The following is an 11,910-nucleotide window of genomic DNA, read 5'->3' on the forward strand; positions in this document are numbered from 1 at the left end:
CCTCCTATGATTTGATTTGATAAAATTTCGCCGCAGTTCCACCGAGGATCGCATCCCGCTCCGCTTCTGAAAAAGCGGCGATGGCGCGGTTCGTTTCTCTCCATACTTTGCCGTAATCACCGGCTAAGTTCGCGACAGGCCAGTCGCTGCCGAACATAAGACGGCCCGCACCGAACTGCTCCTTGGCGTAATCGATGTACGGCTGCAAATCCTCGGCAGACCAGTTGTCGTGATCCGCAGCCGTATTCAGCCCCGACACCTTGGCGTAGACGTTTTCGTACTGTGCTGCACGCGCGAGCTGCTCCGCCCACTCGCCCATTATTTTGTCCTTGATCGGCGGTTTGGCCAGATGATCGATGACGATTCTGAGGTTGGGTACTTCTTTCGCCAATCGTGGCGCATGCTTGAGATGATTCGGGAATACGGCAACGAGATCGAAAGCCAAGTCGTAAGAGGCAAGCACACGCAAACCTTCTATGACCGAATCGCGAATGATATAGTCCGGGTCCTTTTCCTCGTGGATTAAATGACGGACGCCTTTGAAATACGGATTCTGCTTGAGTTGCTTGAGTTTCTTATCTGCAATTTCAGGGATATTGAGCGGTACCCAGCCTACGACAGCGGCCACCCAGTCCTTCTCCTGCGCCACTTGCAGCATATATTCCGTATCTTCGTAGCTGTTCATCGCTTGCACAATCACGGTCTTATCAATCCCCGCTTCCTTCAGAAGCGGTTCAAGCTCATGGGCCTCAATCGTGCGGCAAATCGTGCCGAAAGCGGGGTCCAGCCACGGGTAGGCAACTTTCTCCAAGTGCCAAAAGTGTTGGTGCGAATCGATTCTTATCATCTTCGGAGTCAACCTCCTTTAAGTGGTAGGGTCAATCAACTGCTTCCGGATTGCTGCAGTATCCTCGCCGACCTTCGGCGAGCCTTTCTCCGAACGGAACTGCATGCCGTCTATACGGATCGGGCAGCAGGTCGTCCGCATCGTAGTTCCATTGCCTCTGGTGATCGACTGAACCATATTCAGTCCTTTCACATGGTCCTCCTCCAGCAGCTGCCGCCAATCCAGCACTTGTGCGACCTCGTAGCCGGCACGCTCCAGCGCAGTGGTTAGCTGCTGGGCTGTCATAGTGTGGGCGGCGTGCAGGAGGGATGCAATAAATGCTGGGTTTGCTGGGTTTGCTGGGTTTGCTGGGTTAGATGCGTCTTGCTCCCGCGGCAGTACGGTAACATAGCCGTCGTTTGTGGCATAGATGCCGCTTGGGAGGTGGTAGTCAGTGAATAGCGGATGAGACTGCAGGTGCGTTGACGGCTGGGATAGTGGCTGCGCACTTCCATCTCCGCGATTCATATACGCGGACAACGACTCTACTTGCAGATCGAGCGCCGATTCCAGCAGGCTCACCTCTACTCTCGCTCCGACACCGGTCACTCCCCTTCGCACAAGACAGCTCAATAGGCCTTGAACCAGATGCGCACCGGCAATCATATCCGTGACCGCCAGTCCGAGCGGCATCGGCGAACCGCTGCGAGTGCCTCCTTCATTGGTCAAGCCGGACATCGATTGCACCAGCAAATCCTGACCCGGCTTGCCCACCCACGGACCCTCGTTCCCGTAGCCTGTAATTTCTCCATATACAATGGCCGGATTTATCGCCTTGACGGCCTCGTAATGCAGGCCGAGCCGCTCCATGACGCCTGGGCGGAAATTTTGAATGAGCACATCCGCCTGCCGGATGAGAGCATGGACTTCAGCTGCATCGACCGGATCGCGCAGATCGGCAGCGAAGCTCTCTTTATTGCGGTTAATGGAATGGAACAGCGTGCTCTCGCCATCCAGCTCCATATTGGAAATATACAATCGGCGGCAAATATCTCCGCTTCCCACCCGCTCCACCTTGATCACGCGTGCGCCAAGATCGGCCAGCCTTAGCGCGGCGGAAGGGGCAGACAGAAACTGCCCACAATCAAGCACGAGCAGTCCATCTAGCGGACGGTTCTGTTGTATTTTGGCGCGTGCGGCCTCGCTAAAGCTGCTAAAATCGATCAAACTCTCTCGCCTCCGTTAGGCTGCTGCCCTCTAACTACTCCGCATTGCGAAGTTGAAATTCCTGCTCGATTGCCGCATTATGCTCCCCGACCTTCGGCGCAGCCGTCGTATCAAACAACCGCTCGCCATTGATCCGAATCGGACAACGTGTCGTCCGAAGTCGACGGCTGCCATCTTCTCGCCCTACCTCTTGCACCATACCTAACGCCTTAAACCCTTCATGAGCAAATAACCGCTCCCACGTCAGCACATCTGCGCACCAATAGTCCGCCGGCTCCAATACTTGCAGCCACTCTTCGGTGCTTCGCGTTTGGATATGCGCTACGAGAATTTGTTTAATTTCATCTCGCTGTATGAACCACGATTTTGGATCTTGAAAGGCCGCGAGCGCTTCGCAGGCCAGCAGCTCTCCGAGCCGCACTACCGATCCCATTGCGAGTGCCAAATAACCGTTTTTCGTTTCATAAATGCCATAAGGCGCTCCCAAGTAGGCATGAGCATTGTTCACCGCACTTCGCTGCGGCAGCTCGCCGCCATCGTTCAAGTGTGTCGTAAGCACCTCAAACTGGAGATCCAGCGCCGATTCCAGCAGGCTGACTTCCACTCGTCCCCCTAGGCCGGTTCGTCCTCGACGCACTAGACAGGCTAGTATTCCTTGCGCCAGGTGAGCTCCTGCGAACATGTCCGCGACCGCGAGCCCAAACGGTACGGGCGGCTGGTCCGCATTGCCGTTCAGCCATGCAAGTCCGGATAAAGATTGAATCAACAGGTCTTGCCCGGGCTTATCCCGCCACGGTCCTTCCTGTCCGTAACCCGTCACAGTGGCATACACGATGCCGCTGTTCAGTTCCTTGACCGCATCATAGCCTAGTCCAAGCTTCTCCATGGTGCCCGGCCGAAAATTCTCAATAAGCACATCCGCTTGCGCGATCAATGCCCTTACGCTTGCTGCATCCTCGCTGTCCTTCAAGTTCGCCGCATAGCTCTCTTTTCCACGATTAATCGTATGAAAAAGCATACTGTCGCCGTCCACCATCTGATTCTTGATCGACAGCTGCCTATTCAATTCCCCGGTCCCCGGTCTCTCGATCTTGATTACCCGCGCACCCAAATCACCGAGCCGAAGCGCAGCCGACGGACCTGCCAGAAACTGACTGAAATCCAAAACCAGCAATCCCTCTAATGGTTTCACTTCGCCGCCTCCATTCTGGATGACCGGTAAAGCCCGTTCAGACGCTCAAGGACTTCCTGCGGCCGCCCGCCGGAAATGATATAGTCCCGCACCACATCGCCCGCATGATCTTGAAATTCCAAGTAGCCGCTGTATCGCGGCCTCAAGTAGGCGCGGTCCAGCGCTGGCAATGTTGCATGGAAATACCCGTTCGTGCGCCGATTCAACTCCTCGTCGACCCAAGCCGAACGATGTCCGGGCTGCCCGCCGTTTTCCCCGAATACGGTTCGCTGGATCTCCGGGCTAGCCATGTAGGCCGCATATTCAACCGCCAAATCTATATTAGCGCAGCGTGCCGAGACGCCGATTCCGGTTCCGCCAAGCGTGGACCGAAGCGGTCCATGAGAACCAAGCGACACCATGTCGGCAAAATGAAGCAAATGCCGCGCATACCCCACGCGAGCGTAATTCGAGTAACCATAAGCGAACGGGCAATAAGCGATGTTATCTCCTGCGGACATGGCCTCGTACACCCGAATTGGATTCCAGTTCAACATATCTTCCGAGCATAAACCCGTTAATTCACGAAGCAGCTCCAACGCCTTGACGCCGGTTTCCTCGCTCACTACTTGTTCATCGTTAATGCTGCAAGGCTCCTCACCCTGCGTGACGCAGAGCATATAGACATTCATCAACGTATCGACCGGAATCCCAGCAAAAGCGACCCGGCCTTTCTTCGCTAAAGCAAGCAGCTCCTCCCATGTCCGCGGTACCTTTTCATCAGCCGCCGCCAGCAAATCCTGCCGATAAGAAGCTACCGGGGTCGCCGCATCTACCGCGAATGCTGTCTGCACGCCATCGAAGAGGTAGCTTTCATGCGAGCGGCCGACCGTATGCTGCGCTTGATCAGCGAGAAAATCCGCTGACACATGCTGCTCCAGCGGAACCAATATCCCTTTGTCCGCTGCAAAACCGGCCCAAGGATGATCGATGATGAGCAGGTCATATTGCTCGGCGAGCCGCTCGATTGGTGCGTCCGCGAATTCTTGCAGCGACCTTTTCTCCCATGTGATCTCCACGCCTGGATGCGTTTCCATATAACGCTGCGCGGTCGCCACCTTCGGCACATACCCTCTGCTATGGTTCCATGTAATGCCTCGTAATGTTGTCGTCACTTCGTCATCACCTTTCATCTGTTCAGCCTGTATTAAGCGGTATTCTGGTAGTACCACGATTGATGGAATGAAGCGCAGCGGATTATGGCCTGTTCTTTACTCGGTTTTTGATTCGTGTTAAGCTTTGGTGAGAATCGGTTCTCTGGTAGTACCACGAGACCAGATTACCATGAACCATCATCTTCCATCAATGCAAATTTTCAATGCTATGTGCCGACTAAGGAGACTACCTCTTATGATACAGATTGAACCCGTCAAACGATTAACGGTCACCGAACAAATTATGGAGCAAATTGCTCAGCTTATTACGAACGGTCACCTCGAGCCCGGAGCGCAGCTGCCTAATGAGCGTGAGCTTGCCGAGCGGTTCAGCGTCACCCGCGGGCGAGTCCGCGAAGCACTTCGCGCGCTTGCACTTATTGGCCTTATCACCATCAAAGCGGGTGAAGGCAGTTTTGTAAATAAGCAGGAGGAGCCGATCCCTTCGGATACGATCGCGTGGATGTTTCACCGGGAGAAGCATAACCTCGATGAGGTTTATGCTGCACGGCAGTTGATCGAGACCGAGGTTTACCTTTCCGCCGCCGGACAGCTCACCGAAGAGGAGCTTGCTCTGCTCGATAAGAAGCTTGCCCGTATGTCGGAATCGGTTCATATGGAGGCGGAAGCTTTTCTCCAGCTGCTTGATGATTTCGACCTTCGCATCGGCGAACGCTCCGATAATCGGATCTTCAACAAGCTGATGCAAATGAGCATCCATCTCAGAAGAGAAACGAGCCTGAAGCTGCTCCGAGTACCGGGCGCCAAAGAAAACAGCGTCAAACAGCGGTCCGCCATCCTCGCGGCGCTCACTTCCCGCGATAAAAAACAGCTGAACGCCGCGCTTAAAGGACTGTTCACATCCTCGAAGCAATTCTACGCCAACATTATGAAAACCGACTAGACTCCCAAAACCTCTGTCGGCAGGCGCAACCTTGCTTTCGCCTTCGCCAAAGGCTGAGAGTCGGAAAACCCGACTCTCAATAACGAAAACACACTAATTAGACGCTGAGAGTCGTGAAATCCGACTCTCGTACTTCAGAACTCCTAACTCTCGCCTTCGCCAGAGGCTGAGAGTCTCAAAATCGAACTCTCCACCATAACAACCCACTTATCTCGCATCGAGAGTTCCGAATTCGAACTCTCACCTCTCCTAACCTCCCCATCTCACACTCATCAAAGGCTGAGAGTCTCGATATCGAACTCTCAACCGCAAAACCTCACTTATTTCACCCCGAGTGTTCCGAAATCGAACTCTCACATTCCTTCCCGCCTATCCACCTCCTATCTCCGCGGACAATAAAAAAGAGCCGCTTCAAAAGCCACAAACCCGCTTTTGAAACAGCCCTCTCTTTTACTTCCTTATTGCCTCATACACATAACTCTGCTTTCCGTTGCTAGGGGAGCGACCATATTCATAGTCTGCTGACACGACCACATCTGTGAAACCGATGCTCTCCAGCACGAGCTTAAACTCGTTAACGCCGTACCACCGTAGGGCAAAACGCTGCAGCTCCGTCTCGATCAAAGCACCCTTGCGCCACTTCTCGTACTTCAACAGGGACACTTTGTACTGATCGAATAGATTCGCTTCCAGCAGTTTGCCCTCCATCGTGATCAGATCGCCGTCCGGCAAACGAAAGGTCGAGGATCCGCTGAACCCGCCGCTTTCAAAGTTGGTATCCGGCAGAAATAGATCCAGCAACAGACGACCGCCCGGCTGCAGATGTTCGTACAATCGCTTCAATGCAGCAATGGAGTCCTCTCGATTCTCAATTAATAAGAATGAGCCGCCCGGAATAATGATCGCTTCATAGCGATCGGGCAAGTCAAGCTCGACGAGATTCGATTCGAATAATTGAACATTCAGCCCTCTGTCTGCGCACCGTTTCCGGCAAGATTCCAGCATCTCGGCCGAATAATCCACGCCGTCAACAAGCAGTCCCGCCTCCAGCAATGGAATGATGACGCGCCCCGAGCCTACCATCGCTTCGAGAATTCTTCCTTTGCAGGAGCTTAACCGTTCTTGGTAATACTCCAAATCGCCGCCTAGAGACTGGCCGACCCGCTTCGTTAAATCATAAACCTCCGTGCATAATTTTCCATAATAGCTATACGACATGTATGCTTCCCTCCATGAGTTTGAATGTTCACGAAAGGGATTCTTCTTCCATTATCCCTTCCGCACCGTTTGGTATTGGGATGGACGCATTTTCATAGCGATCACTCACCTTCTTTAAATTAACTCCACTATAAGTCAAAGGAAAAATTTGGTCAATGCGGATTCCTACAATTCAAATTGCAGTTGAAACGATTCCGGCACTAATAGCGGCTGCTTTCTGCCAAGCAGATGGAGAACGAGCTGCGATACGAGAACACCCGGACCTAAAGCTTGTCCAACGCTGATCGTCGGGATTGTCTTATTCGTCAGCCATTCTTGGAGGTGGTCAACCGTCACGTAAGAAGGCAGCTTATCGGCATAGCTGGATGGCGGGAATGTTGCGCCTCTTAGTTGCTCGATCGGCATATCTTCCGGAATGCCGGCGATTTGTTCAATCGTCATCCCATCCGGCGCGAAAGTGAGTACCGTAGTGCCGAACCCAAGTGCCGCTGCCGTAATAATATACTTACCATGGCTACGGGCTGCTCGGTGGAGAGCAACTGCATCGTGAAAGGCGAAATAATCGATCGCATCGATGACATAATCGGCGTCTCGAACGAATTCGTCGACGTTCGCTTCACTCACCCCGTTTGGAAACTCGATAATTTCGAGGTCCGGATTAATGGCAAGCAAATGATTTTTCAATGCAGTTACTTTGGACATCCCGACGGTATGATGGGTTGCTGCGCACTGCCTGTTGATATTGGAGATGTCAAAAGTATCGGGATCGGCCAACACGAGTCGGCCAATACCCATACGCGCCAGCAGCTCGGCCGAGAAGCCGCCAATGCAGCCGCAGCCGGCAATCACAATCGTCGAACGCTGAAGCTTATCCACGTCGATTTCGGACATAATTCCTAAGTTGCGAACAAATTGCTCTTTCATTAATTAAGCACCTCCAAGTAGCGAGCTTCCTGTTCAACTAAGTAGTCGTACAATGCGGGACGCTCTTCTCTAACCGTATTTAATACATCATCCAGCACTAACACGCATGGGATCGTATTCGAGCCCAAGTAAACGCGAGGTTCCCCGATCAGTCGGAACGGGAATTTGAAGATCCGATTCATATAATTATAGACTCTCTCATCTACACAGCAAACCCAATGCGTGATGCCGATATGAAGCGAATATTGCAAGGCGGTCTTCAGCAAGCCAAGTGCTACGTCATGTGCGGGCAATTTGGTGAATGCGCTCAGCTCGGCGTACCGAATGACTTCAAGCTGCTGGAGTTTAATGCGCTCAATATCAAAAATGCGAAAGTTTTGCAAAGTTGGCAGTTCATCCAGCTTTTCGAAAATCAAGCGAGTTACGCCTACTACCTCGTCAGTTCCGATAGGTTGAGAGGTGAAATACGTAGAATTGGCTTGATAGGGATCCTTCTCATTTTTGTTAAAAAATCCGACTTCAAGGTACCGTTCGACATGCAGCTTAATCGCTTTTTCGCGCAATTTCCCTCTTGCAACGCTGTAAAAATACTGAGAATCTGTTTTCATAAATAAACACTCCTCTTATTTTGTTTTATGTACGGTGTTTCGGCACATTTTTATTCATTGAAACGGTTACTTCTTCCTGCTTTTGGTCTTTTATTGTCGAATGCTGAGTGATACACTGATTTTAATAATCTGCATATCTCATGCTGAGGATGAATGGGGCATGACTGAGGGTTTATGTAGGACTTTTCTCTCTTCATCGATCAACTCCTAGTTCAAATGGATTATATATCCACTATACCAAACGTTTGTCGTATTCATAGAGGTGCAAGAGAATGAGAGATTAATTGATTTACGAATTGGAGTCTACTACTCCGGACGGGATGGACGTATGCTGAGCGAACGAAAAAAACTACTGTCTTCATATTACAAAACACACCAGCGAAATCTCAGCTTAAACATACTGAAGATCGCACTCATCTATTTGCTTCTGAGCATCGGATGGAATTCGGTTTTTCGTATGCTTCATATGCCTTATTCGAGAGCGGAGATCAAATTTCTGCTCATTCCTGTTGCTGTTCTGGCCGTTATACTGCTTCTCAACCGGTTTATCAAAATAAAGCCGATTATTATGCAGCATATCGTTCTCTCCTTTAGCGTTCTTGTCATTTGCTGCTTATATTTCGGCTCCGGCTACAGAGAGGCATGGGGCTATTTTCTGGTCATCCCTATTCTGGCGGGCATGTATGGTAATTTACGGATATTGTTCCTTTATTCGACTGTTGGATTTGCCATGATGTTAGGTGTAAATCTGTACCATCCGCTTGTCAGCGGCGTGTTTGATTCCATCGACATCTCTAATCGGGCACTCCTTTATATGGTCCTCGCAACGTTCAGTTACTTGCTGCCGAAACAACTGGATCAGCTGTACAACAATCAGGTTAGCTTGATTATCCATTCGATGGAAACCACGATCGAGCAGGTTGTCAAAACGTTCATCGTGTCGATCGAGGCCAAAGACAGCTATACGTTCGGACATAGCGAGCGAGTGAGCAAATACGCGGTCGAATTGGCTGCAAGACTTCCCGAGTTTCAGGATAAGCAGCGTATGCAGACACTTCGGTTATCCGGCTTGCTTCATGATATCGGGAAGATTAACATTCCCGAGTCCGTGCTGACGAAGGCAGGCAAGCTCACGGACGAAGAGTATGAGATCATCAAATCGCATACGGTTGTTGGAGGCCGGATGGTAGAGAAAATACCCGGACTCGGACAATTAAAACCGGGCGTACTCTATCATCATGAGCGGTGGGATGGCAAAGGGTATCCGACCGGAGCAGCAGGTCTTGATATTCCGCTAGAGGCGAGGATATTAAGCATAGCCGATACATTCGATGCGATAACGTCTAGCCGGTCGTACCGCCAAGCCGCATCGGTCAACGAAGCGATTGAGCGAATCAAAGAAGCAAGCGGAACGCAATTCGATCCAGCATTAATTATGATTATTGATGAAGTAGTCATGAGCTGGAGGCGAATCTATAAAGAATATAGCGAGGATCTATCGGAGTTTGAGACGCTGCTAGATTTGCCGTAGTTTGCGGGTGGCGATAGTAACGACAAACCTAGAAAAGGGACAACCGATGCTGTATCGGGTGTCCCTTTTTTTCGATCCTGTTTTATCACAGGCATTGTTTTGTCCCTCAGCTTTGTTGTCCATGCTAACCATTGTAGGCGGCAACGCCACTCCCCTGCATCTCACGGTTCCGTGGAGAGATCATTCCGAAGGAGCAAATCGAACGCGTTATGGATTCTACAATGGATGCTTTAACCAGACAAGCCTATGCCACGCCTGCAGTCCGGGCGAACCTTGTCAATTCGGGCATGGTTTCGCTGTATTGTGATTATTCCGGTTCTGAGCAGCATGTTCATGCGGTTGCGTGCACACTTGTTTTCAACCGTTCCCTGCATGTGCAAGCTAAGCGGCTTGAGTACGATTATGCCCTCGGCTCCGATTACGGTGAGCTGCAGGCGATTCATTTTAGCCTGGAATGGCTAGCACGTTCCTTAACAGATGTGCAGCTCGAGCCTATGCCCAAATCAGCTGTCGTTTTCACCGATTGTCATGCCATCGTGCGGCTGCTGTCGAAGACATATTTTGCCGATGCCCGTTATGCCGTTGTTCGGGATGCGATTCATGACACCCTTGATCGTTTGCGCGCCTTGTATCCGAATATCCAGATCAGCATTAAACATATGCGCCGTCATAAAACCAACAATGCGCTTCACCGCATGGCGCACAACGCCGCGCGAAATTGTATCGGCAAATAAGGTTAGAAACTTTTCATATACCCCTGATTCCTGACTGCGCGCGCGTATTGTATAGACATGCCATATATTCTGCCAAATGGAGGAAGATCAATATGTCGCAAGAATCCTCTGCAGCCACTGCGCGCAGCTTCACGGTTTCCGGTGAAATTTTTTCGATGCCCAATCTCGATATTTATGCCCAAATGACTTATATCGTGCTCAGTTCCGGCGCGTCAGACTCGTTATCCTTGAGCGTGCCCGACATGGCCCGTAAAGGCCGAATGACCATCAAGCAGGTCATTAAAGCGATGCAGGATCTTACCGAGCAGAAGCTGATCTCCCATAAAGTGTTCCGACACTTAATCGGCGAATTTCAAGACGATCGACTGTCTTGGTCGGCAAAAGGGCTGCTCACTTACTGCAAAGAACATCCAAGCACTAGCGTAGCCGAACTGATTGCCCTATCCGATCAGTCCGATGAAGATGAGACAACGATTCGCAAAGCGCTGCTTGAGCTGAAGCATGCGGGTTATTTGGAGGACTACCCGGAGCTTCGCCAGATCGCCACGTAACATTGGAACGCGGGCAGGCATGCCGCTTGCCGAGCAAACATACCTATAACCATAATTGCCGCATGTCTGATATTAAAGGAGAATCGGCTTATGGGACCTTTTGCACCTGATTTATTGAAGGGGAAAGTCGTGCTCGTTACAGGCGGAGCCACCGGCCTTGGCCGTGCGATGGGAGAAAAGTTTCTTGCCCTCGGCGCTCAACTGGCCATCGCCGGGCGCCGTGAGGAAGTGTTGCAGCAAGCCAGTACGGAAATGAGCTCCGGAGGTTCGGCACCTGTGTTTTATCAATGCTGCGATGTTCGGGATCCCGCTGCCGTGCAAGCGCTGATGGATGCGGTGGAAGGCCACTTCGGACAAATTGATGTCCTAGTCAACAATGCTGCAGGCAATTTCATCAGTCCGACCGAACGTCTCTCCCACCGCGCAGTTGACGCCGTGCTCGGAACCGTACTGCATGGCACGTTCTACGCAACGCTGGAACTCGGTAAACGCTGGATTGCGCAAGGTAGAGCCGGAACGATGCTCAATATCGTGACCACCTACGCCTCCTCTACCAGCGGATCGGGTTACGTCGTGCCTTCCGCCGCGGCCAAAGCAGGCGTGCTTGCACTCACCCGCTCGCTTGCCGCCGAATGGGCACCTTACGGAATCCGGCAGGTGGCTATCGCGCCGGGCCCTTTCCCAACTGAAGGCGCCTGGTCGCGCCTGATGCCTACGCCGGAGATCGAGCAGCGGCTGCTCAGCCGAATTCCGCTCGGGCGAGTCGGCGATCCTTCGGAGCTTGCCAATCTCGCCGCTTATCTGATTTCCGATTACGCCGGTTACATTAACGGCGAAGTCGTGACCATCGACGGCGGAGAATGGCTGCAAGGCGCCGGCCAGTTCAATGGACTTGCCGATGTCACGGATGAACAATGGGACACGCTTGCCGCTTTGTCTCGCAAAGGCAAGTAAGCGCGTGCTGTCAGGACTAGGACAACGGATGCTCCCCATATCCTCCAA

At 51.8% G+C, this 11,910-nt stretch carries 12 protein-coding genes; 5 read left to right on the forward strand and 7 right to left on the reverse strand.

Annotated features, from left to right (window positions below; translation table 11 throughout):
• Positions 1-4: 4 nt before the first annotated feature.
• The 4 genes from AC6ESO_RS22295 to AC6ESO_RS22310 are packed head-to-tail and all read right to left on the reverse strand — an operon-like array spanning position 5 to position 4,399.
• Positions 5-847 (reverse strand): amidohydrolase family protein, encoded by an 843-nt coding sequence (locus AC6ESO_RS22295; protein ID WP_497093319.1) that lies wholly within the window; start codon positions 845-847, stop codon positions 5-7.
• Between the two features lie 18 nt (positions 848-865).
• Positions 866-2,053, reverse strand: coding sequence for a CaiB/BaiF CoA transferase family protein (locus AC6ESO_RS22300; RefSeq protein ID WP_497093320.1), 1,188 nt, complete (start codon positions 2,051-2,053; stop codon positions 866-868).
• Between the two features lie 34 nt (positions 2,054-2,087).
• Positions 2,088-3,245, reverse strand: coding sequence for a CaiB/BaiF CoA transferase family protein (locus AC6ESO_RS22305; protein ID WP_497093321.1), 1,158 nt, complete (start codon positions 3,243-3,245; stop codon positions 2,088-2,090).
• Positions 3,242-4,399, reverse strand: a complete 1,158-nt coding sequence (locus AC6ESO_RS22310; protein ID WP_497093322.1) for an ABC transporter substrate-binding protein — start codon at positions 4,397-4,399, stop codon at positions 3,242-3,244. Before AC6ESO_RS22310 ends, AC6ESO_RS22305 begins: the two co-directional genes overlap by 4 nt.
• Positions 4,400-4,634: 235 nt before the next feature.
• Between AC6ESO_RS22310 and AC6ESO_RS22315 the strand changes: the two genes are divergently transcribed.
• Positions 4,635-5,342 (forward strand): FadR/GntR family transcriptional regulator, encoded by a 708-nt coding sequence (locus AC6ESO_RS22315; RefSeq protein WP_497093323.1) that lies wholly within the window; start codon positions 4,635-4,637, stop codon positions 5,340-5,342.
• A gap of 450 nt (positions 5,343-5,792) precedes the next feature.
• On the opposite strand, the gene AC6ESO_RS22320 is transcribed toward AC6ESO_RS22315, so the two are convergent.
• From AC6ESO_RS22320 to AC6ESO_RS22330, 3 genes are all read right to left on the reverse strand, one after another.
• Positions 5,793-6,560 (reverse strand): class I SAM-dependent methyltransferase, encoded by a 768-nt coding sequence (locus tag AC6ESO_RS22320; protein WP_497093324.1) that lies wholly within the window; start codon positions 6,558-6,560, stop codon positions 5,793-5,795.
• Positions 6,561-6,725: 165 nt separating this feature from the next.
• Positions 6,726-7,484 (reverse strand): ThiF family adenylyltransferase, encoded by a 759-nt coding sequence (locus AC6ESO_RS22325; RefSeq protein ID WP_497093325.1) that lies wholly within the window; start codon positions 7,482-7,484, stop codon positions 6,726-6,728.
• Positions 7,484-8,092, reverse strand: a complete 609-nt coding sequence (locus AC6ESO_RS22330) for an N-acyl amino acid synthase FeeM domain-containing protein (protein WP_497093326.1) — start codon at positions 8,090-8,092, stop codon at positions 7,484-7,486. The genes AC6ESO_RS22325 and AC6ESO_RS22330 overlap by 1 nt, the downstream gene beginning before the upstream one ends.
• A 328-nt stretch (positions 8,093-8,420) precedes the next feature.
• Between AC6ESO_RS22330 and AC6ESO_RS22335 the strand changes: the two genes are divergently transcribed.
• The 4 genes from AC6ESO_RS22335 to AC6ESO_RS22350 all read left to right on the forward strand — a co-directional run bounded on the left by AC6ESO_RS22335 (position 8,421) and on the right by AC6ESO_RS22350 (position 11,862).
• Positions 8,421-9,623 carry an HD-GYP domain-containing protein gene (locus AC6ESO_RS22335; protein WP_497093327.1) on the forward strand — a complete coding sequence of 401 codons (1,203 nt, stop codon included), beginning with the start codon at positions 8,421-8,423 and terminating at the stop codon, positions 9,621-9,623.
• A gap of 209 nt (positions 9,624-9,832) precedes the next feature.
• Positions 9,833-10,357 carry a hypothetical protein gene (locus tag AC6ESO_RS22340; RefSeq protein ID WP_497093328.1) on the forward strand — a complete coding sequence of 175 codons (525 nt, stop codon included), beginning with the start codon at positions 9,833-9,835 and terminating at the stop codon, positions 10,355-10,357.
• A 92-nt stretch (positions 10,358-10,449) separates the two neighbouring features.
• Positions 10,450-10,908 carry a hypothetical protein gene (locus tag AC6ESO_RS22345; protein ID WP_494819961.1) on the forward strand — a complete coding sequence of 153 codons (459 nt, stop codon included), beginning with the start codon at positions 10,450-10,452 and terminating at the stop codon, positions 10,906-10,908.
• Between the two features lie 90 nt (positions 10,909-10,998).
• Positions 10,999-11,862, forward strand: a complete 864-nt coding sequence (locus AC6ESO_RS22350) for an SDR family oxidoreductase (protein ID WP_497093329.1) — start codon at positions 10,999-11,001, stop codon at positions 11,860-11,862.
• Positions 11,863-11,910: the final 48 nt, after the last annotated feature.

The sequence above is a fragment of the Paenibacillus rhizoryzae genome (genome assembly GCF_059686995.1).